This is a genomic window from Proteus sp. FME41, assembly GCF_014897315.1.
Lineage (GTDB): Bacteria > Pseudomonadota > Gammaproteobacteria > Enterobacterales > Enterobacteriaceae > Proteus.
This window is the reverse complement of record NZ_JABUYL010000003.1, coordinates 104,559-126,035: the sequence shown is the minus strand read 5'-3', so window position 1 is coordinate 126,035 and position 21,477 is coordinate 104,559. Positions and strand designations below refer to the sequence as shown.

Sequence of the window (21,477 nt, the reverse complement as noted above, 5' to 3'; positions counted from 1 at the left end):
TAACGTTTATGTTGTTGATAAAAAGCCACTATAGAGTGGCTTTTTTAATTATACAACTTTTATGTTGGGGAATGTCGCTGCCATTCTCCAGATGATTACTTTTCTCTTATTGCTTGACCATCATCATGGTGCTTGCGCGAGCCCACATTTTTTACAAAATGCTTCATATTTATAGAGCCAAGGGCGTATGTTGGCTCTTAAGCTAGAAATTATTATCTAATACGAAGAAATGTATATTACATTGAGTAACTAAGTTTGTTTTTAATAATATTAGCAGACTAAAATAGTCTAAATATAAAGAATATCTGAAATAAAAATAGAACCGCTTTAATAATATTATATATTTGCGGTTCTAACTATCTACTTACTTATCCCCAAAGCCTGTAAATTCATCTTGGTAATTATAAATGCCGGGTGGTAATACAAGTTGTTTGGCAACATCGGCAGCGACTTCTTTGCCTTTTAAGCGCTCGATAATTTTTAGTGCAAAATCGATAGATGTTGCAGGTGCTTGGCTAGTAATTAAATTAACTCTTTCATCATAATAGACACGATAATCGACCCATTTTTTGGGTGATATTTTCTCTTTTAATGCAGGGAAGCCTGTCATATTCCCAATTGGGAAAATATTATGAGTTTCGAGAATGATTGCAGGAGCAGCACAAATTGCAGCCACAAGTTTATTTTCACTGTGCATGCGACGTACTTTCTCGACCACTAAAGGGCTATCTCTTAATGTTTCAGTACCTTGTAATCCACCGGGTAGAATAATAACGTCATAGTGATGATCAACAACACGAACTAAAGGGGCATCTGCCACAAGCTTTATGCCTCGTGAGCAGGTAATGACAAGATCATCAACGTCATCCTCCGCACTTGCAAGTACAACATGAATACCCGCTCTGACTAATAAATCGACTGTAGTCACAACTTCGGTTTCTTCACTTCCATTAGCTAGGCAGATGATCGCTGATATGGTCATAATTGCCTTCCTGTTGTTTGATAAATTGAAAAAGGTGGTTATTTTCGGGTAAGACAAGGCCTTGCGCTGACGCCCGACGTAATAAATAACCTGTAATATAGTCAATCTCTGTATGGCGTTGATATTTTATATCTTGATACATAGATGAATAATTATTTGCTGTTTGTTCTATAGTATCAATAATATAGCCATAAAGGTGAGTTTTTGAAGTGGGTACAACACCTTCACGTTCCATTACTTGATAAACTTCATCACAGATTTTGTGAATATGCTCAGGATATCGCAACAAATCTCCATTACGACATTGGTAATAAACCGTTAATGGGTTAATAACACAATTAACAGCTAATTTTAGCCAACTAATGGTATGGATATCATTATGCCAAGCCACATCAGGTAATGCTTGATGTAGAGTTTCTGCTAAAAAGCGGTATTCTCGAGCTGCACTATTTAATGGCCCTAGATGCGTCATTCCTGTTGCTGTATGAATAACATCTTGGCCTTGTTGGTAAGCACCATGAGTAATAATACCCTGTAAAATGGGCCTTATAGTATGATGTGTGGCGGTTAATTCATCCGCGGTACCCATGCCATTATGAATTAATAAGATAGGGCATTGTGCCGAAAGATAGGGTAATAGAGCATTAACGGCATCTGAAACTTGCCAAGATTTTAAGCAAACAATAAGTAATTCACTCTGTTTTAGCCATTCAAGTTGATTGGCAATGATGCGCTGATAGAAAGGTGCACCATTAATATTATCGACACTCACATCTAAAAAAGGTTGGGGCACTCTGAGCCAGCCTTGTACTTCATGGGACTGAAGTGTTAATGCTGCAACCCAAAGTTTACCTATTGAACCACATCCTAAAACGGTAATTTTCATTGTGCCTCTTCTTTTGAAATGCGTAATAGAGTAAGGCGGTTACTTACTGTCATTAGACTATCTTGCTAAAATTATAACATTGATTCTACTGCTCTGTTTAAAGTATGTTTACTCTTTACCATAAGTATAAATTTGCTATTGAATGTGCAATGCTTTTTTACAACCCTAAAAGAAGCTATTATTTGGGTTGTATTTATTTATTGAGGAAGAAAGAATGCCATCTTTTGATATCGTATCTGAAGTTGACTTACATGAAGTGCGTAATGCGGTGGAAAATGCACAACGTGAACTGACTACTCGTTGGGATTTTCGCAACGTTGAAGCAAGCTTTGAATTAAACGAAAAAGCAGAGTCAGTGAAAACAACCAGTATCTCTGAATTTCAGGTTCAACAATTATTAGATATTCTGCGTGAGAAAATGGCAAAAAGAGGGATTGATGGTGCAGTATTAAATATCCCTGAAGAGATGACTCACAGCGGAAAAATGTACAGCGTAGATGCCACTTTAAAGCAAGGTATTGATACCGCATTAGCAAAGAAAATTGTTAAGCTGATCAAAGACAGTAAATTAAAAGTTCAAGCTCAAATTCAAGGTGAACAAGTTCGTGTTACAGGAAAATCTCGTGACGACTTACAAGCAGTGATGAAATTAGTCAGAGAAAATGATTTAGGGCAACCTTTCCAGTTTAACAACTTCCGTGACTGATCATTTATTATTTAAGTCATAAAAAATGCGCTGAATTAACAGCGCATTCTTGTTTTTATTCTATGAATTTATTGATAATTAAATAGAGGGTAATAGCGACTCTAAGGTTATTCTTGGGGTTTTCTTCGTATCGACTTTAATATAAGCACTTTGCTCATTAGCGATAATCACCACCTCATTAACCCCTGGTTGCTGTTTAAATAGATGTTGCAGTTGTTGTTGTTGACCTAAAGATAAATTAGCAGGTAATTCAATACGTAAGCTACTAACATATGAGGGTTGGCGTAATGTTAAGCTAATTAGAAACCAAATAACGCCAATAGATAGACAGCCTAAAAAGACAACTTGTGCATCATAATGCTGATAAAGCCAGCCACCTAAAATTCCGCCTAATGCCACACCCAAAAACTGGCTGGTGGAATAAATACCCATTGCAGTGCCTTTATAACCAGCAGGTGCTTCTTTACTAATTAATGAAGGAAGAAGTGCTTCCATAATATTAAAGCCAATAAAGAAGACTTGAATACCTGCAATAATTAACCATAAGCTGGAACCTGAGGTAATTAAAATAATTTGAGCGATAATCAGTAAAAAAATACAGAATAAGAAAACCTGTTTCATCTTTCGTTTCTTTTCTGCATAGATAATAAAAGGTAATACGGTAATAAAGGCAATAAGCATGGTGACTAGATAAACAATCCAATGCTTCTCTTTCGCTAAGCCTGCACTATTCATAACCAGAGGAAGTGCAACGAAGGCGGCCATTAATAAAGTATGTAGTGAAAAAATACCTGTATTAAGTTTAAGCAGTTGCGCATCAAATAAAACCTTTTTTACACTGCCACGAACAAAACCTGATTCTCGATTAAGAATATGATGTTCGCTATTCGGTACAGTAAAAAGGGTAATAATAATGCCACCAAAAGCGAGTAGAGCAATGCCCCAAAAGAGGCCCTGTAAGCCAAAAATATGCGTTAAAACAGGTCCTAAAACCAAGGCTAAAGCGAATGTTACCCCAAAGCTAATACCAATAAAGGCCATTGCTTTTGTTCTGTTTTGTTCTCGTGTTAAATCTGATAGTAAAGCCATTACCGCGGCTGAGATAGCTCCTGCTCCTTGTAATGCTCTACCAATAATAATGCCATAGATATTGTCGCTGATAGCCGCAATTAGGCTACCAATAATAAAAATAATTAAGCCAAAAACAATCATAGGTTTTCGACCAAATTTATCAGAGAAAATACCAAAAGGAATTTGGAATATAGCTTGTGTTAATCCATAAATACCGATGGCTAATCCAATGAGCGATTCAGTTGCGTGTTGTAGTTGAAGCCCGTAGGTGGTTAAAACAGGGAGTACCATAAACATGCCAAGCATGCGAAGAGAGAAAACAGTGCCTAGTCCCCATGTTGCTTTGCGTTCTAATGGGGTCATTTTATTATCATTCATGGATTACCTCGTATTACTGATACCTCCTATTGTAATGGCATTCCTTAGCGAGGTTAATCAATAAATGGGATACAAAAAAGACAAAACTGTACTGATATCGTGTGAAGGCGTAAAAGGGATAAAAAAACACCAGTCAGAAAGCTGACTGGTGTTTAGGTTACTTTAATAAATACATTATCTTAGGTACGCAAGAACCGCTTCTGTTGAGCTAGTTGGATCAACAGACATCATTACGCTTAATGAAGTGATTGCGACAATAGAGAAAATAAATAATTTTCGTGCCCACACAATATCATTGGTTGCTTTATAACCAGATAATGCCATGCCTAACCACCAAATACTGACGGCTGAAGCCACAATCAGATATTTATAGCCAGCATAACCCACTAATGTCAGCATTAAGGTTGCAATCATAAATGCCAGAATATAGAGAATAATATGACGTTTAGCGACTGAGATCCCTTTAATGACAGGTAATACTGGAATATTTGCAGCTTGGTAGTCTTTAAAACGGAAAATGGCAATGGCATAAGAATGAGGCATTTGCCACAAACTAAAGATAAGTAATAGGATTGCCGCGCCTGCATCAAATTCACCGCTAACGGCACAATAACCGATAACAGGAGGTGCAGAGCCCGATAAGCTTCCAATCAGTGTGCCATAAACAGATTTACGCTTCATATAGAGGCTATAAACCCCAACATAAATAATAAAACCGAATACCGCGATAAACATTGCAAGTGGATTGGCTGCTACATAGAGCAGCACAATACCTGCAATACCTAATACTGAGGCATATATCAGGCTAACTTGAGGGTCAATTAATCCTTTAACTAATGGGCGATTCTTCGTTCTTTCCATGATACGGTCAATATCACGGTCAATATAGTTGTTAAAAACACAACCAGAAGCAACGACCAGAGACACCCCAAGTAGCGTCGCGAAAAATAGGGAGTAATCAATCTCACCTTTAGAAGCGAGCAGAAAACCACCTATTACAGAAATTAAATTTCCAAAAATAATTCCTGGTTTAGTGACTTGTAGGTATTGCTTAATCATAGCGACAACTCTTAATCCATCATCATATTGATGTTCAGGTTGTACATAATCCACAACGAGCCTACGACAACAATGCCGATGATAAGCAGTGTGAACAGGAATGCGACGACGTTCCAGCGCTCTTCTGATGACGTATTCATATGTAAGAAGCAGACTAAATGAACCACAATCTGCACAACTGCCATACCGACAACAGTCCATAGAATTGTTGCTGGTGTCGCTGTTCCTTCCATCACCATCCAAAATGGAATAACGGTGAGGATAACAGACAGAATAAAGCCAATCAGATAAGACTTCATGCTGCCGTGGCTTGCGCCTGAAGGAGAAGTATTTGGATGACTCATTACATCGCTCCCATCAGATAAACTACGGTGAACACACAGATCCAGACAACGTCAAGGAAGTGCCAGAACAGACTTAAACAGCTTAAACGAGTACGGTTAACTTCTGTTAAACCGCGGCGTGATACTTGGATCATCATAATAACAATCCAAATTAAACCTGCGGTTACGTGAAGGCCGTGCGTTGAAACTAACGCAAAGAATGCAGATAAGAATGCACTGCGATCTGGGCCATAACCTTCTGCAATTAGCTCATGGAATTCGTAAACTTCCATGATGACAAAACCTAAGCCGAATAAGAAAGTGACAAATAGCCATAGATTAACTTGGCTAACACTGCCTTTATTCATGCTCAGCATAGCGAAACCAAAAGTGATACTACTAAACAGCAGTAAGAAGGTTTCAACTAAAACAAAAGGTAAGCTAAAAATTTCTTTACCAGAAGGACCATCTGCAATCCCGTTAACAAGCACCGCATACGTGGCGAATAGGCTGGCAAACAGGATAAGGTCGCTCATTAGGTAGATCCAGAAGCCGAAAACTTTTGTGGCTCCTGCATCGTGGTGCCCATGATGCTCATGGGCGTTTGTGTTATTTACAGTTTGAGTAGACATTATTTCACACCTGCTTTTTTCAGTTCTTCATAATGCTTATTCTCGAGAGCTTCAATTTCAGGTACTTGGACATAATAATCCACATCTGTATCAAAGCTTTTCACGATCCAAGTGACAATCATGCCAGCGAAACCAACGATAGCTAACCACCAGATATGCCAGATCATGGCAAAACCAAGGACTAAGCTGAATGCTGAAATAATCACACCAGCACCTGTATTTTTAGGCATGTGGATTGGTTCGTATTTGGTTGGACGCTGATAAGCTGTGCCTTTTTCTTTCTGATCCCACCACTCATCACGTGTTTGAACATTAGGTTCAACGGCGAAGTTATAGAAAGGAGCAGGTGAAGAAATTGACCATTCCAGAGTACGTCCGCCCCACGGATCTCCCGTTAAATCACGGTTTTGATCACGGTCGCGAATACTGACGTAGATTTGAATAACTTGGCAAGCAATACCAATAGCAATCAGTGCAGCACCACCCGCAGCAACCAGCAGCATTGGGTTAAATTCTGGATTAATATTTTGGCTTAAACGACGAGTCATACCCATAAAGCCAAGGATATACAGTGGCATAAAGGCCATAAAGAAGCCGATAAACCAGAACCAGAATGCGCGGATACCCCATTTTTCATTCAGTGTAAAACCGAATGCTTTAGGGAACCAATAAGTCATACCCGCAAAACAACCGAATACGACACCACCGATAATAACGTTATGGAAGTGGGCAATTAAGAATAAGCTGTTATGTAAAACAAAGTTTGCACCCGGAACTGCCAACAGAACCCCGGTCATCCCCCCTACAGAGAAGGTAATAAGGAAACCGATAGTCCATAACATTGGGCTTTTGTATTCGATACGGCCTTGATACATCGTAAACAGCCAGTTAAAGATCTTAACCCCTGTCGGTATGGCGATGATCATGGTGGCAATACCAAAGAAGGCGTTTACATTAGCGCCAGAGCCCATGGTAAAGAAGTGGTGTAACCAAACGATAAATGACAGTACGGTAATAACAACAGTTGCACCCACTAATGAGGTGTAACCAAATAACCGTTTTTTAGAGAAGGTTGCCGTGACTTCAGAGAATACACCAAATACAGGCAGAACAAGGATATAAACTTCTGGATGACCCCAAGCCCATACGAGGTTGATGTACATCATCATGTTACCGCCCATATCATTGGTAAAGAAGTGCGTACCAAGATAGCGATCCAACGTTAACAATGTAATCGTGACAGTTAAAATTGGGAATGCAGCAATAATCAGGACGTTAGTACATAAAGCAGCCCAAGAGAATACGGGCATTTTCATCATGCTCATACCCGGCGCACGCATACGCAAGATAGTCGCGAAGAAGTTAACCCCGGTTAGAAGCGTACCAATACCGGATATCTGTAAACTCCATATCCAATAATCGACTCCGACTCCTGGGTTATATTCCAAGCCAGAAAGTGGTGGGTAAGCTAACCAACCTGTTTGTGCAAATTCACCAATACCTAAAGAAAGGTTGATAAGTACCACACCAACGACAAAGAACCAGAAGCTCAATGAGTTTAGGAAAGGGAAGGCAACATCACGTGCACCAATTTGTAAAGGCACAACAAGGTTCATCAGACCCACAACAAAAGGCGTAGCCATGAAGAAAATCATGATAACGCCATGAGCGGTAAAAATCTGATCATAATGATGAGGTGGTAAGAAACCAGCTTCACCCGCAGAGGCCAGAGCTTGCTGGCTTCTCATCATAATGGCATCGGCAAAGCCACGGAACATCATGACCATTGCAACGATGATATACATAATACCAATTTTTTTATGGTCAACACTGGTTAACCATTCGCACCATAACCATTTCCATTTACGAAAATAAGTTAATGCGCCAACAACAGCAAGTCCGCCAAGAACAATACCGAGTAAAGTAATAACGATAATGGGTTCATGTAACGGGACTGCATCGAGAGTTAATTTTCCGAACATGCCTTTATTCCTCTGCTCCTGCATGTGCCGCATGGCTCATGTTCATATTCATTGTTGCATCAGTATTTGCAGTCTGATTGCTACTTGTGTGAGCGCCATGACCAGTGTGACCAAATTTAGAAATAGTCTCTTGGAATAGCATTGGCTTCACGCTTGAATAGTAGGTCACTGGATTTTTCTGGCTTGGTTTAGCAAGTTCATTAAATGCAGTGGTGGTATTTAACGTGTCTGGTGATTGTTTTACTTTTTCAACCCATGCATCAAAACTGGTGCGATCAGGTGTTGCTATCGCAGTAAATTTCATATCAGAGAAGCCATGTCCACTATAACTTGCTGACATACCTGGATATTCACCCGGTTCGTTAGCAATTAAGTGAAGTTTGGTCTGCATTCCTGCCATCGCATAGATTTGTCCACCTAAACGAGGAATAAAGAATGAGTTCATGACAGAGTCAGATGTGATTTTGAAATTAACAGGCACATTTGCAGGGAAAGCCAGTTCATTGACTGTTGCAATACCTTGCTCTGGGTAGATAAACAACCATTTCCAATCCATTGAAACGACTTCAATGGTGATAGGTTTTTCTGTGGACTCTAATGGTTTGTAAGGATCAAGCTCATGGGTTGTTTTCCATGTGATGCTAGCCAAAATCACGATGATGATAATAGGCACAGTCCAAACAACGAGTTCAATTTTATTTGAGTGAGCCCAGTTTGGGCGATAGGTAGCTTTAGTATTGGATTCGCGGTAGCGATAAGCGAAAACAATCACCATCAGTATTACCGGTATCACGACAATCAACATTAAACCAAGTGCAATGAGGATTAATGTTTTTTGCTCAGCGCCGATAGCGCCTTTGGGATTCATTAACGCCATATCACAGCCACTCAATAAGAGCGCGGCTGCTAATAGCGAGAGTGTCCCAATACTTTTTATGTATTTCATAAGTCTCATCCAACGACCTAAATGGCAAAGGTTCTATTGTTGTTTCATCAGTATCAGTAAGGACATTTTACGGTAAGGTTGCGACAGTGTAAACAATTGTAATGGTAAGTAGGGGGTTGGTTGGTCTTTTGTGTTAATGTGATCACAAGTAATCAAACTATTAAATAAATGTTAATTTAATTATTGGATATTAACGATAATTTCATAAAGTATCATATTTTTAAAATAAATACATATTTTTACAAATAAAAATGCAGTGAAAAATGTAAGAAAACGTATTTTGATTAAAAAAGTAGCAATTGAGAGGTCGGAGGAGAGTTTGTAAATAAAAACCTTTTTATCATGATGTTTAATGTCTGAATTTGCTTGGTGTATAATTTTTAATATCGATAATGGGCTTTTTATTGAATATTTATATTTAATGAGAAAATTTTCATTAAGTGGTAAAAAAGGATTACAGCGGATAAAAATCAATCCGCTGTAATAAAAATTAACAATTTACTATCAGAAGTTATACTTCACACTATACACAATGCCGTCTTGCAGAAAACTTTCGCCTAATTTTTTATAAGCATAACGATATTGAATACCTGTTGTGATTGCTGTTGTTGGATGCCACCAAATTGCTAATGCACCATTAAGGCCATTTTTACCTCCATTGCCATAACGTTTGTGTCGCTGAAACTCCATTTCATGCCAGTTAGTGAGGCTAAATTTTTGATTTTTTATATTAAAATCATATCCAGCAACCCAGCCTGTTACATAGCCGTTATTGCCTGAATATTTAGATTGCTCAACATAATGAAGGGCAATAAAAGGTTTAAACCATAAATTAGCGATTTGTGTGTTATAGCCAAAGCCATAAAGAGTATTAACTTCATGAAAGTTACCACCATACTTTTTACCTGGAAGTGACCATGTACCATAAACATGTCCATATAAATTAAAGTTACTTTCGCCTAAATAAATACGAGCCGTGCTTTTAATGGTATAGCGTTGATTATCCCCTGGTTGAATCTCTCTTTTATTGAAGGGGTTTTCTAAATCAAAAAAGCCATAGAACTCTCCCCATGAAAAATTGGCACCACCTTCAAGCTCTAAATAAGCAAAATCATCTTTATGAGATGTTTTGCCTGTTTTGTGTGTGGTATGTGTCGTCCAATCTAGGTAATTGATACTTGTGCTTACAAATCCTCCTAAATAACTGGCCTGAGTAGATAGAGAAAATGTAGCTGCGATGACAAACAAAAATGGTTTTTTGATCATAAATTATCTCGATGGTTTATGGTCGGTTATATTTGCGTTGAATGTTCAGTTTTTCTTTTTTATTAGAATAATAAACTATTAAAATCCATTTTATAGAAACTTGTACTCAAAATAGGATCTGTTTCTAGAATTTTTATATTAGTTTAAAAAATGGGAGATTTAGTATTTTTTTATTTGTTTTTTTGCGTTAACAACAAAAATTAAAAATGAATAATTGAAAAAAAAGAGGGATTTTAAGGAGATAATGGTGAAAAAGGGCTCTTAGATTAAAAAGTAATATGAACAGCGCCAAAATACCTCACGACACAAGAATTAAGGGATAGTATCATTAACCAATATCTGTTTTTATCTTACTTGGAATTTTCATTGTGACCTCATTTGCTGAACTTAACGCCCTTCCTGCTGAACAACTCGCTAATCTTAATGAATTAGGTTATTTAACCATGACCCCAGTTCAAGAAGCTGCTCTGCCTGCAATTCTTGCAGGGAAAGATGTTCGTGCTCAGGCAAAAACAGGAAGTGGAAAAACGGCTGCTTTTGGTTTGGGTTTGTTGCAACACATAGATGCAAAACAATTTAATACTCAATCGCTAATTTTATGCCCAACACGAGAGCTTGCCGATCAAGTTGCCAATGAATTACGTCGCCTTGCTCGTTATCTTCCTAACATTAAAGTATTAACACTGTGCGGCGGTGTCCCTTTTAGCATTCAACGTGATTCACTCATTCATGCTGCGCATATTATTGTGGCAACTCCAGGTAGATTGCTTGACCATTTGAAAAAAGAAACGATTACATTAGATGGTATAAAAACATTGGTACTTGATGAAGCGGACAGAATGCTGGATATGGGCTTCTTTGATGATATTAACGATATTATTTCTCGTATGCCAACCGCTCGCCAAACACTGCTTTTTTCAGCAACATGGCCAAATGAAATTGCCACAATTAGCCGCAAAATACAGCAAAATCCTATTAGTATTGAAATAAATTCTGTTGATGAACTCCCCGCAGTTGAACAGCAATTTTATGAAGTTTCTCGTCATGGCAAGATCGGATTGTTGCAAAAATTGTTAAGCCGTGAACAACCCGCTTCCTGCGTGGTGTTCTGCAATACAAAAAGAGATTGCCAAGATGTGTATGAAACACTGACCGAAAGTAACCAAAGCGTACTTGCGTTACATGGTGATATGGAACAAAGAGAGCGTGATCAAACTTTAATTCGTTTTTCTAATGGGAGTTGTCGTGTATTAGTGGCAACGGATGTGGCTGCTCGTGGGCTTGATATTAAAGCATTAGAAATGGTCATTAACTACGAATTGTCATGGGATCCAGAAGTGCATGTTCACCGTATTGGTCGTACAGCAAGGGCGGGTGAAAGTGGGTTAGCTATGAGTTTTTGCGCCCCAGAAGAAATTCAGCGTGCTAATGCTTTAGAAGAAATGCTTCATATGAAGATTAATTGGTTACCTTTACCAACAGGCTTACAAATTACCCCACTTGAAGCGACAATGGCAACATTGTGTATTGATGGTGGTAAAAAAGCCAAAATGCGCCCAGGTGATATTTTAGGCGCATTAACGGGTGATATGGGCTTTAATGGTGCTGATATAGGTAAAATTATGATTAATCCAACACATGCTTATGTTGCCGTAAAACAATCTATCGCCAAACAAGTCTGGAAACAGCTACAACAAGGTAAAATCAAAGGTAAAGCAGTAAAAGTAAGATTGTTTAGATAAATTTTCTTTACTCAAAATACAAAAAGGACAGCTGAAGCTGTCCTTTTTTCTTACTGTTGATAGAAAAGCTAGGCGATTAATGAACGGTTCTTCTAAGGGCCAAATAGTCTAATACCGTACCCACAACAAGACTTATTGCACCAACAATCACACCATACAAAAAGAGCGATGAAGCCCAATGACTCAATGATTCGGTCTCTATTGATTGAATAAAATCAATAGACTGGAACATATCTAAAGTGGGTAGTGAGCGGGTAATAACGAGAATCAAACTGCATATAAAGAAGAAAACAGTCAATATCAAACCATAAAGAGCAAAACGATATTGTTTGATAAATTGAGTTCTTCTAAGAAACTCCCCCGTTTTTTGCGTATAGAGAAGTGTATTTTTTGAAATCATCAGCAAAATAAGACCCGGTACTGAAGCAACAATAGAAAAAAGATAGAATGCTTCCCAACCATGGCTTTCTACATACCAACCTGCAACTGGGCCGACATAAACACGGCCAATCGCGGATAATGCAGAAAGGAGTGCAAATTGTGTTGCTGAAAAAGAAAGATGACAAAGCGTCATTAAAAGTGCAACAAAGGCTGCGGTTCCCATTCCGCCACAGATATTCTCAAAAGCAACTACAGCACCCATGCTATAAATGTTTTGTTCTGTGATGGCGAGATACCAATAGCCAATATTTGAACCACCTTGCATTATTCCAAAAATCATCAGTGCTTTAAATAAGCTCCAACGGCGCATTAATAAGCCACCTAATAAGGCACCGATAATTGTAGCGGCAAGTCCTAATGTTTTGTTGACTAAGCCAACTTCTCCAGCATCAAAGCCTGCACCGCGAATAAGAAAAGTAGTACTTAAACTCAAGGCAAAAGCATCACCCATTTTATAAAGTACGATGAGCAGTAAAATGAGCCATGCATTATTACGTGAGAAAAATTCAGATAAAGGCTCAATGACTGCTTCATAGAGTGTACGAGGTGGTTTTACTGCAGTTTCTGGCTCTTGGGCGAGTAAAGTGGCAATAATACCAATTCCCATTAAGGCTGCCATTAACCAGTACATATTTTGCCAGCCAATATATTTATCAGCAAGCCAAAGTGCCATACCACCAGAAACAAGCATTGCAATGCGATAGCCCAACACAGAAACGGCGGCACCTGTGCCACGTTCATCGGCCTTTAAAATATCTGTTTTATAAGCGTCAAAAACAATGTCTTGTGAAGCTGAACAAAAAGCGACAATGACGGCTAAAGAAGCAAGCCACCATAAATGATCGCTAGGATTTAAAAAACCCATTCCTGCAATACCAATAACTAACCCAATTTGGGTGAGTAACATCCATCCTCGGCGTCGGCCAAGAAAAGAAGGAGTATAGCGATCCATAAAGGGTGACCAAAGAAATTTAAAAACATAGGCTTGCCCCACCAATGAGAAGAAACCAATGGTTTTTAAATCAATATCTTCTACCGTCATCCAAGCTTGCAAAGTACCAGCGGTTAATGCAAGGGGTAATCCAGAAGTAAAGCCAAGTAACAGTAGAATAAATGATTTATACCAAGTGGTTTGTTTGAAGGCGGGCTGAACCATGCAAAAATTCCTTTCAACGACCCGTTTGAGATAACAGGCCGTTTATTCTAATTAAATTAACGAGCGTTAGATTTGATAAATTGGCTAACGGAGGCATCTTTTGCCATATCACTAACTAATTCAGTTAAGACGTTATTAATTGCGGCTGCAATTTTTTCATTTGTCGCACCAAATGGGCCTTGAACATTGTAACTTGTACGGAATGTTTTGGTGTTAGAGCTGCCATTAGGCAAGGTGACAATAACGGAAATATCTGCTTTTGCACTGATATTATGGCGAACACTACCTTCACCTACATCTGCACTGAGTTTATTAATTACAATAATGACATCAGCGGCAGCAGGAGAACCCATCATAAAGCCACGGGCTGTCATTTGTTTTTGTAGGACTTCTTGCATTAAGAATGCAATATCACGAGTTGGAACAAGTACTTCTAATTTACCGTTACGGTTAATTTCCGCTAGATTTTTTGATGGACGTTTGTCTTGGCTTGAAATATTCAGTGAAATTGGGCGCATAGTTGGGTCGGCCGCAGGTAGTGACATCACAGGCTCAATAGATAATTTGTTACTAGGAGTTGCACAACCTGAAAGCAGTGTTAATGCAAAAACAGCACAGAGTAAATTTTTAATCATGAGGTAATCTCGGTTAAATATGTCTGTTGTGTTGAAAGTAGAATAGGCTTTAAACTTTAGCCTATCATATCACTGCTCATGGGTTGCTAATATCCCTTTAACGAACGAAATTATCTGATTTTATCAATTGATTTTATTTCAAATTAACCTCATTTTTACTTATACATTTGACAATATTCGGCCAATGGTTTTACTCAAGATGAAAAATAAGCGATTATCATCAGCAAAATTAAAAAGAGTGAGCTCATCATTCTGTATTGATAAAGATAAAATCAATATAGTCTAGTTGGCTTATTTTTTTGTTCACCATGGTATAAAGGTAAGCATATTAGGGGCAGAAATGATCCGTGATGATATTGAGAATAAGCTGATTTCACGCTTTTCACCGCATGTTTTACAAGTAATAAATGAGAGCCATCGCCATAATGTGCCTGAAGGTTCTGAAAGCCACTTTAAAGTTATTATTGTTAGTGATGATTTTAATGATAAACGCAGTGTTTCGCGCCATCGCAATGTGTATCAAGCATTAGCGTATGAAATGGAAAACGGAGTTCATGCATTAGCATTGCACACGTTTACATTGAGTGAATGGCATGAACAACAGGATAAAGCATTACGCTCTCCTGGGTGCCGAGGTGGAAGCCAAGAAGATTAACAGCATTATCGTTAATGTTGAGTAAATAGATCCTAAGATGCGTGTTTTTTGTTCTTTATAGGGGAAAAAAGAGGCGAGTTACTCGATTTTATTAAAAAATTGAGGAATAAAACGGCTCTTTCTCGACTCAACCCCTCTAGATCGTTATAATGTCGCGTCTAATTTTCAGTAAGGTTTCGGGATGCTTCTGATATCAGGGATCCTCGTTTTTTTAAATGTGGCGGCCCCGGTTCTGAAAGGAAAATAAATCTAAACATGCCAATGTCATGTTAGTTTCCTTTAAAGTAGACCGAGCACTAAAACTTATTTTGAGGTAACAAGATGCAAGTTTCTGTTGAAACGACTCAAGGCCTAGGGCGTCGTGTCACAATCACCGTACCAGCCGCTGACATCCAAACTGCTGTAAACAGTGAACTGAAAAAAGCTGCTAAAACTGCACGCATTGATGGTTTCCGTAAAGGTCACGTTCCAATGTCTATGGTTAAACAGCGTTATGGTATGTCTGTACTGAATGATGTTCTCGGTGATTTAATGTCGCGTAATTTTATTAACGCTATCATCGAAAACAAAGTAAACCCAGTTGGCGCGCCTGACTACAAACCAGAGCAATACAAAGAAGGTGAAGACTTTGTTTACTCTGTAGAATTCGAAGTTTTCCCAGAAATCGAACTGAAAGGTCTGGAAAGCATTGAAGTGGTAAAACCCGTTGTTACTGTTAAAGACGAAGACGTTGATAACATGCTAGAAACACTGCGTAAGCAACAAGCAGAGTGGAAAGATAAAGACGGCGAAGTAGCGGCAGAAGATCGCGTAACTGTTGATTTCAACGGTTCTATTGACGGTGAAGAATTCGAAGGCGGAAAAGCGGAAGATTTCGTACTGGCAATGGGTCAAGGTCGTATGATCCCAGGTTTTGAAGAAGGCGTTATGGGTCATAAAGCAGGTGAAGAATTCACTATTGATGTGACTTTCCCTGAAGATTACCACGCTGAAAACCTGAAAGGTAAAAAAGCACAATTCGCGATCAACCTGAAAAAAGTTGAAGAGCGTGAACTGCCAGAATTAACGGAAGAGTTCATCAAGCGTTTTGGTATTGCTGACGGCACTGTTGATGGTTTACGTGCAGAAGTACGTAAAAACATGGAACGTGAACTGAAAAATGCAATCCGTACTCGTGTTAAAACACAAGTGATTGATGGCTTAGTTAAAGCAAATGAAGTTGACGTTCCTGCAGCCGCTGTAGACAGCGAAATCGAAGTTCTGCAACGTCAAGCTGCTCAACGTTTTGGTGGCGACGAGAAACAAGCTCTGCAATTACCACGTGAACTGTTCGAAGAACAAGCTAAACGTCGTGTAATCGTTGGATTACTGTTAGGTGAAGTGATCAATAGTAATGAACTGCAAGCAGAAGACGATCGTGTTAATACACTGATCGACGAAATGGCTTCAGCTTACGAAGATCCATCAGAAGTGGTTGAGTTCTACAACAAGAACGAACAACTGATGAATAACATCCGTAATCTTGCATTAGAAGAGCAAGCGGTAGAAAAAATCTTAGCAAATGCTAAAGTAACTGAAAAAGAAACTCAATTTACTGAACTGATGAATGAAGTTCAAATGGGTTAATTTTTAACCGCGAATATCGGTTTTAAGCAAAAACCCGTGGTTTTTACCACGGGTTTTTTTCAGTTTGTGTATATTTATCAAAATTTGCCTTGAAATCTGAGCGATTATCTCCAGATAATTCTATATTCTCTTTATCACTCCTCGCGAGGCGCCTTGAATGTCTTGTGAGAGATTAGATCATTAGAAATGGTCGTGATCAATTATCTCAAGTAAAATTGTTGTCATTGGCACCAATAAGAATGCAATAGGAGACAGACATGTCATTTAACGACTCACAGGAACAATTCGCACCTAATATGGCTCTGGTGCCGATGGTTATCGAGCAAACTTCGCGAGGAGAGCGTTCTTACGACATTTATTCCCGTTTGTTAAAAGAACGTATTATTTTTCTGACTGGCCAAGTTGAAGATCACATGGCTAATCTTATCGTTGCTCAAATGCTATTTTTAGAAGCAGAAAACCCAGAAAAAGATATTAACCTGTACATTAACTCACCGGGCGGTGTTATTACTGCAGGTATGTCTATTTATGACACCATGCAATATATCAAAGCTGATGTGAGTACTATCTGTATGGGACAAGCGTGTTCAATGGGCGCCTTTTTATTATCTGCGGGCGCGAAAGGTAAACGTATTTGCCTACCGAACTCTCGTGTGATGATCCACCAACCGCTAGGTGGTTACCAAGGGCAAGCAACCGATATTCAAATTCATGCTCAAGAAATTTTGAAAGTAAAATCTCGTATGAATGAGCTAATGGCTCAACATACAGGTAAATCTATTGAAGAAATAGAAAGAGACACTGAGCGTGATCGTTTCTTATCTGCTAACGAAGCGTTAGAATACGGGTTAGTGGATAAAGTCTATACACAACGTAGCTAATTATTGCTTGTTGTCATAGCCAATGAATTAATACGTTTTCTTTGTTAGTGAGTGATACAAAGAAAACGGCTATCAATATCTATGTAAAAAAGTCTTTCTTCTTCTTATAAATTGATAAGAAGAATAACTAAGTGAGGTTGACTGATGACAGATAAGCGCAAAGATAGCTCAGGGAAGCTTCTGTATTGCTCTTTCTGCGGTAAAAGCCAGCATGAAGTAAAAAAATTGATCGCTGGTCCGTCGGTTTATATCTGTGATGAATGTGTCGATCTTTGTGTTGATATCATTCGTGAAGAAATAAAAGAACTGGCACCTCATCATGAACGCAGTGAATTGCCAACGCCACATGAAATCCGTAAGCACCTTGATGACTATGTTATCGGTCAGGAATTAGCTAAAAAAGTTTTGGCTGTTGCCGTTTATAATCACTATAAACGCCTGCGTAATGGCGATAAAGCCAATGGTGTTGAGCTCGGAAAAAGTAATATTTTGCTGATTGGGCCTACTGGTAGCGGTAAAACGCTGTTAGCAGAAACATTAGCACGCTACCTAGATGTTCCTTTTACTATGGCAGATGCCACAACGCTGACTGAAGCAGGCTATGTGGGTGAAGATGTTGAAAACATCATTCAAAAACTGCTACAAAAATGTGATTACGATGTGCAAAAAGCACAACGTGGTATTGTTTATATTGATGAAATTGACAAAATCACACGTAAATCTGAAAACCCATCAATTACACGTGATGTGTCTGGTGAAGGTGTACAGCAAGCATTATTGAAATTAGTAGAAGGCACGGTAGCGTCAGTTCCTCCTCAAGGTGGACGTAAGCACCCACAACAAGAGTTTTTACAGGTTGATACCTCTAAAATTCTCTTTATTTGTGGGGGAGCTTTTGCTGGACTCGATAAAGTTGTTGCACAACGTTTAAATACTCACTCAGGCATTGGTTTTGGTGCCGAAGTGAAAAGCCAAAAAGAAAAAGCCAGCGAAGGTGAGTTATTAGCCCAAGTTGAGCCGGAAGATCTAATTAAATTTGGTCTTATTCCTGAATTTATTGGTCGTTTGCCGGTTGTGGCTACTTTAGGTGAATTAAGCGAAGATGCACTTATCCAAATCTTACAAGAACCTAAAAATGCACTGACTAAGCAATATCAGGCATTATTTAAGTTAGAAGGTGTGGATCTTGAGTTTCGTAAAGAAGCGCTGACGGCGATCGCGAAAAAAGCCATGGTTCGTAAAACAGGTGCACGTGGTTTACGCTCGATTGTTGAAGCTGCATTACTTGATACGATGTATGACCTTCCTTCATTTGAAAATGCAGAAAAAGTCGTTATTGATGAAGGTGTCATTAATGGAAAATCTGAGCCATTGATTATTTATAGTCAACCAGAAAGCCAAGCATCAGGTGAATAATGCATCGTAATTTGGCAATGTCGCTTACCTGACATTATCTGTTTTTCTCTTAAAATAGGAGAGGAATTTAAGATAAAGCGTGCCAACGCAATAAAAATGAGGGAATTTTCCCTCATTTTGTTTTTTTAATGGGTGATGCTATTGAATGTCAGAAAAGTGCCCTTATATATTTTGACAATCCGTGGAATTAATTTTATTTGGTGACATGCGAATAAAATTACCTGTAAAAGCGTTAAGCTAAAAACGAAGAGAGAGCTCTATGAATCCTGAGCGTCCAGAACGTATTGAAATACCTGTATTGCCATTACGTGATGTCGTTGTATATCCGCATATGGTGATCCCGTTGTTTGTTGGTCGTGAAAAATCGATTCATTGCTTAGAAGCAGCGATGAACGACAACAAACAAATTATGCTGGTTGCGCAGAAAGATGCATCTACTGACGAACCAGGTGTTAATGATCTTTTTTCTGTTGGTACAGTTGCGTCTGTTTTACAGATGTTAAAACTGCCTGATGGAACAGTGAAAGTCCTCGTTGAAGGTATTCGTCGCGCTAAAATTACGACGTTATCAGACAATGGTGAATACTTTCAGGCAAAAGCAGAATACCTTGAAACGCCAGCTGTTGATGAGCGTGAACAGGAAGTTTTAAATCGTACAACGATTAATCAGTTTGAAGGTTATATCAAACTGAATAAAAAAATTCCGCCAGAAGTATTAGCATCATTACACGCTATCGAAGAATCAGCAAAATTAGCAGATACTATTGCTTCTCATATGCCGCTGAAATTGAAAGATAAGCAAGCTGTACTTGAAATGTCTGATGTAACAGAACGCCTAGAGTATTTAATGGCGATGATGGAATCAGAAATCGATCTGCTGCAAGTTGAAAAACGCATTCGTAACCGCGTTAAAAAGCAGATGGAAAAGAGTCAGCGTGAGTATTATCTCAATGAGCAAATGAAAGCGATTCAAAAAGAGTTAGGTGAGATGGATGATGCACCTGATGAAATGGAATCGCTAAAACGTAAAATCGATGCTGCAAAAATGCCAAAAGAGGCAAAAGAAAAGACAGAAGCGGAACTTCAGAAATTAAAAATGATGTCGCCAATGTCAGCAGAAGCCACGGTTGTACGTAGTTATATCGATTGGATGGTTCAAGTTCCTTGGAATAGCCGTAGCAAAGTTAAAAAAGACTTAGTAAAGGCACAAGAAGTGCTTGATACTGACCATTACGGTTTAGAACGTGTTAAAGAACGTATTCTTGAATATCTTGCGGTGCAGTCTCGTGTTAGCAAAATTAAAGGGCCCATTCTGTGCTTGGTAGGGCCTCCGGGTGTGGGTAAAACCTCACTAGGCCAATCTATTGCTAAAGCAACAGGCCGTAAATATGTTCGTATGGCATTAGGTGGTGTACGTGATGAAGCTGAAATTCGCGGTCACCGTCGTACTTACATCGGTTCTATGCCGGGTAAATTAATTCAGAAAATGGCGAAAATTGGTGTCAAAAACCCACTTTTCCTATTAGATGAAATTGATAAAATGTCATCAGATATGCGCGGCGATCCGGCATCCGCACTGCTTGAGGTGTTAGATCCAGAGCAAAATATCGCCTTTAACGATCACTATCTGGAAGTTGATTACGATCTGTCTGATGTGATGTTTGTGGCGACATCTAACTCTATGAATATACCGGCGCCGTTGTTAGATCGTATGGAAGTTATTCGTTTATCGGGTTATACCGAAGATGAAAAGCTGAACATCGCTAAACAGCACTTGCTACCAAAACAGATTGAACGTAATGCCTTAAAACCAAGTGAGCTGACAATTCATGACAGCGCTATTATGGGGATTATTCGTTATTACACACGTGAAGCGGGTGTACGTAGTTTAGAACGTGAAATTTCTAAATTATGTCGTAAAGCAGTGAAACAACTGCTTATGGATAGCACAATCAAACATATTGAGATTAATGAAGATAATCTCAAAGACTACTTAGGTGTTCGTAAAGTGGACTACGGTCGTGCTGATACAGAAAACCGAGTAGGCATGGTAACAGGACTTGCATGGACAGAAGTTGGTGGTGATCTACTGACAATTGAAACTGCAAGCGTACCAGGTAAAGGTAAGCTAACATTCACAGGTTCTTTAGGTGAAGTAATGCAAGAGTCTATTCAAGCAGCGATGACCGTTGTTCGTGCTCGCGCTGATAAACTAGGCATTAATGGCGATTTCTATGAGAAACGTGATATGCACGTACACGTTCCTGAAGGAGCAACACCAAAAGATGGTCCAAGTGCAGGTATTGCAATGTGCACTGCATTGGTATCAAGCTTAACAGGTAACCCTGTACGTTCTGATGTTGCAATGACGGGTGAGATTACGTTACGCGGACAAGTATTGCCAATTGGCGGATTAAAAGAAAAGTTACTTGCTGCACATCGTGGTGGAATTAAGACAGTTCTTATCCCAGATGAAAATAAACGTGATTTAGAAGAAATTCCTGAAAATATTGTTGCTGACCTGGATATTCACCCGGTGAAAACAATTGAGGAAGTTTTGTCGTTAGCCCTACAAAACTCGCCGTTTGGCATGGAAATCGTGACTGATAAATCTCACTAAAGAGTGATGTTAGTCATAAATTGTAGCTAAAAAAAAGGCTGGATAAGTAATAAAAGCTTGCCAGTCTTTTTTTG

General features: G+C 38.9%; 18 protein-coding genes. 7 read left to right on the top strand and 11 right to left on the bottom strand.

Annotation, left to right across the window (positions count from 1 at the left end; genetic code table 11):
- Nucleotides 1-364: 364 nt before the first annotated feature.
- Both yajL and panE read right to left on the bottom strand, forming a co-directional pair.
- Nucleotides 365-982, bottom strand: coding sequence for a protein deglycase YajL (gene yajL, locus INT04_RS04410; RefSeq protein WP_193014925.1), 618 nt, complete (start codon nucleotides 980-982; stop codon nucleotides 365-367).
- Complete coding sequence (gene panE / locus INT04_RS04405) at nucleotides 951-1,868, bottom strand: 2-dehydropantoate 2-reductase (protein WP_193014924.1); 918 nt, start codon at nucleotides 1,866-1,868, stop codon at nucleotides 951-953. Before panE ends, yajL begins: the two co-directional genes overlap by 32 nt.
- Before the next feature lie 214 nt (nucleotides 1,869-2,082).
- Between panE and INT04_RS04400 the strand changes: the two genes are divergently transcribed.
- On the top strand, nucleotides 2,083-2,574 hold the full coding sequence (locus tag INT04_RS04400) for a YajQ family cyclic di-GMP-binding protein (protein ID WP_193014923.1): 492 nt from the start codon (nucleotides 2,083-2,085) through the stop codon (nucleotides 2,572-2,574).
- Nucleotides 2,575-2,652: 78 nt separating this feature from the next.
- On the opposite strand, the gene INT04_RS04395 is transcribed toward INT04_RS04400, so the two are convergent.
- From INT04_RS04395 to INT04_RS04365, 7 genes are all read right to left on the bottom strand, one after another.
- A complete protein-coding gene (locus tag INT04_RS04395) occupies nucleotides 2,653-4,023 on the bottom strand; it encodes an MFS transporter (RefSeq protein ID WP_193014922.1) in 1,371 nt (456 codons plus the stop codon).
- A 174-nt stretch (nucleotides 4,024-4,197) separates the two neighbouring features.
- Complete coding sequence (cyoE, locus tag INT04_RS04390; protein ID WP_193015052.1) at nucleotides 4,198-5,082, bottom strand: heme o synthase; 885 nt, start codon at nucleotides 5,080-5,082, stop codon at nucleotides 4,198-4,200.
- A gap of 11 nt (nucleotides 5,083-5,093) precedes the next feature.
- Entirely contained in the window at nucleotides 5,094-5,426 is a 333-nt protein-coding gene (locus INT04_RS04385) for a cytochrome o ubiquinol oxidase subunit IV (protein ID WP_006535101.1), read from the bottom strand.
- Nucleotides 5,426-6,037 (bottom strand): cytochrome o ubiquinol oxidase subunit III, encoded by a 612-nt coding sequence (locus INT04_RS04380; RefSeq protein WP_036932890.1) that lies wholly within the window; start codon nucleotides 6,035-6,037, stop codon nucleotides 5,426-5,428. Before INT04_RS04380 ends, INT04_RS04385 begins: the two co-directional genes overlap by 1 nt.
- A complete protein-coding gene (gene cyoB / locus INT04_RS04375; protein ID WP_193014921.1) occupies nucleotides 6,037-8,019 on the bottom strand; it encodes a cytochrome o ubiquinol oxidase subunit I in 1,983 nt (660 codons plus the stop codon). Before cyoB ends, INT04_RS04380 begins: the two co-directional genes overlap by 1 nt.
- A gap of 4 nt (nucleotides 8,020-8,023) precedes the next feature.
- Nucleotides 8,024-8,974: a cytochrome o ubiquinol oxidase subunit II gene (gene cyoA, locus INT04_RS04370; protein WP_193014920.1), complete on the bottom strand. Its 951-nt coding sequence runs from the start codon at nucleotides 8,972-8,974 to the stop codon at nucleotides 8,024-8,026.
- A gap of 495 nt (nucleotides 8,975-9,469) precedes the next feature.
- Nucleotides 9,470-10,231, bottom strand: a complete 762-nt coding sequence (locus tag INT04_RS04365; RefSeq protein ID WP_193014919.1) for an outer membrane protein OmpK — start codon at nucleotides 10,229-10,231, stop codon at nucleotides 9,470-9,472.
- A 368-nt stretch (nucleotides 10,232-10,599) separates the two neighbouring features.
- On the opposite strand from INT04_RS04365, the gene dbpA reads away from it, so the two are divergent.
- Nucleotides 10,600-11,973, top strand: coding sequence for an ATP-dependent RNA helicase DbpA (gene dbpA, locus INT04_RS04360; protein ID WP_193014918.1), 1,374 nt, complete (start codon nucleotides 10,600-10,602; stop codon nucleotides 11,971-11,973).
- A 76-nt stretch (nucleotides 11,974-12,049) separates the two neighbouring features.
- Here dbpA and ampG read toward each other — a convergent pair whose 3' ends face one another.
- Both ampG and INT04_RS04350 read right to left on the bottom strand, forming a co-directional pair.
- Nucleotides 12,050-13,570: a muropeptide MFS transporter AmpG gene (gene ampG / locus INT04_RS04355; RefSeq protein WP_193014917.1), complete on the bottom strand. Its 1,521-nt coding sequence runs from the start codon at nucleotides 13,568-13,570 to the stop codon at nucleotides 12,050-12,052.
- A 56-nt stretch (nucleotides 13,571-13,626) separates the two neighbouring features.
- The gene (locus INT04_RS04350; protein WP_193014916.1) at nucleotides 13,627-14,205 is read right to left on the bottom strand and encodes a YajG family lipoprotein; all 579 of its coding nucleotides are present in this window, start codon (nucleotides 14,203-14,205) and stop codon (nucleotides 13,627-13,629) included.
- A 340-nt stretch (nucleotides 14,206-14,545) separates the two neighbouring features.
- Between INT04_RS04350 and bolA the strand changes: the two genes are divergently transcribed.
- The 5 genes from bolA to lon all read left to right on the top strand — a co-directional run bounded on the left by bolA (nucleotide 14,546) and on the right by lon (nucleotide 21,403).
- Nucleotides 14,546-14,860, top strand: a complete 315-nt coding sequence (gene bolA / locus INT04_RS04345; RefSeq protein WP_193014915.1) for a transcriptional regulator BolA — start codon at nucleotides 14,546-14,548, stop codon at nucleotides 14,858-14,860.
- 321 nt (nucleotides 14,861-15,181) lie between these two features.
- Nucleotides 15,182-16,486, top strand: coding sequence for a trigger factor (tig, locus tag INT04_RS04340; RefSeq protein WP_193014914.1), 1,305 nt, complete (start codon nucleotides 15,182-15,184; stop codon nucleotides 16,484-16,486).
- A 257-nt stretch (nucleotides 16,487-16,743) separates the two neighbouring features.
- A complete protein-coding gene (gene clpP, locus INT04_RS04335; RefSeq protein ID WP_064719050.1) occupies nucleotides 16,744-17,367 on the top strand; it encodes an ATP-dependent Clp endopeptidase proteolytic subunit ClpP in 624 nt (207 codons plus the stop codon).
- A gap of 144 nt (nucleotides 17,368-17,511) precedes the next feature.
- Entirely contained in the window at nucleotides 17,512-18,783 is a 1,272-nt protein-coding gene (gene clpX / locus INT04_RS04330) for an ATP-dependent protease ATP-binding subunit ClpX (protein WP_193014913.1), read from the top strand.
- A gap of 259 nt (nucleotides 18,784-19,042) precedes the next feature.
- On the top strand, nucleotides 19,043-21,403 hold the full coding sequence (gene lon / locus INT04_RS04325) for an endopeptidase La (RefSeq protein ID WP_193014912.1): 2,361 nt from the start codon (nucleotides 19,043-19,045) through the stop codon (nucleotides 21,401-21,403).
- The last annotated feature ends 74 nt before the right edge of the window (nucleotides 21,404-21,477 follow it).

Bases quoted from the DNA above. Each gene is read 5' to 3' on its own strand.
- bolA (WP_193014915.1), top strand. From the start codon at position 14,546: ATGATCCGTGATGATATTGAGAATAAGCTGATTTCACGCTTTTCACCG.
- tig (WP_193014914.1), top strand. From the start codon at position 15,182: ATGCAAGTTTCTGTTGAAACGACTCAAGGCCTAGGGCGTCGTGTCACA.
- INT04_RS04400 (WP_193014923.1), top strand. From the start codon at position 2,083: ATGCCATCTTTTGATATCGTATCTGAAGTTGACTTACATGAAGTGCGT.
- INT04_RS04385 (WP_006535101.1), bottom strand. From the start codon at position 5,426: ATGAGTCATCCAAATACTTCTCCTTCAGGCGCAAGCCACGGCAGCATG.
- lon (WP_193014912.1), top strand. From the start codon at position 19,043: ATGAATCCTGAGCGTCCAGAACGTATTGAAATACCTGTATTGCCATTA.
- INT04_RS04380 (WP_036932890.1), bottom strand. From the start codon at position 6,037: ATGTCTACTCAAACTGTAAATAACACAAACGCCCATGAGCATCATGGG.
- INT04_RS04395 (WP_193014922.1), bottom strand. From the start codon at position 4,023: ATGAATGATAATAAAATGACCCCATTAGAACGCAAAGCAACATGGGGA.
- ampG (WP_193014917.1), bottom strand. From the start codon at position 13,570: ATGGTTCAGCCCGCCTTCAAACAAACCACTTGGTATAAATCATTTATT.
- cyoB (WP_193014921.1), bottom strand. From the start codon at position 8,019: ATGTTCGGAAAATTAACTCTCGATGCAGTCCCGTTACATGAACCCATT.
- clpP (WP_064719050.1), top strand. From the start codon at position 16,744: ATGTCATTTAACGACTCACAGGAACAATTCGCACCTAATATGGCTCTG.
- INT04_RS04350 (WP_193014916.1), bottom strand. From the start codon at position 14,205: ATGATTAAAAATTTACTCTGTGCTGTTTTTGCATTAACACTGCTTTCA.
- yajL (WP_193014925.1), bottom strand. From the start codon at position 982: ATGACCATATCAGCGATCATCTGCCTAGCTAATGGAAGTGAAGAAACC.
- cyoA (WP_193014920.1), bottom strand. From the start codon at position 8,974: ATGAGACTTATGAAATACATAAAAAGTATTGGGACACTCTCGCTATTA.
- panE (WP_193014924.1), bottom strand. From the start codon at position 1,868: ATGAAAATTACCGTTTTAGGATGTGGTTCAATAGGTAAACTTTGGGTT.
- cyoE (WP_193015052.1), bottom strand. From the start codon at position 5,082: ATGATTAAGCAATACCTACAAGTCACTAAACCAGGAATTATTTTTGGA.
- INT04_RS04365 (WP_193014919.1), bottom strand. From the start codon at position 10,231: ATGATCAAAAAACCATTTTTGTTTGTCATCGCAGCTACATTTTCTCTA.
- clpX (WP_193014913.1), top strand. From the start codon at position 17,512: ATGACAGATAAGCGCAAAGATAGCTCAGGGAAGCTTCTGTATTGCTCT.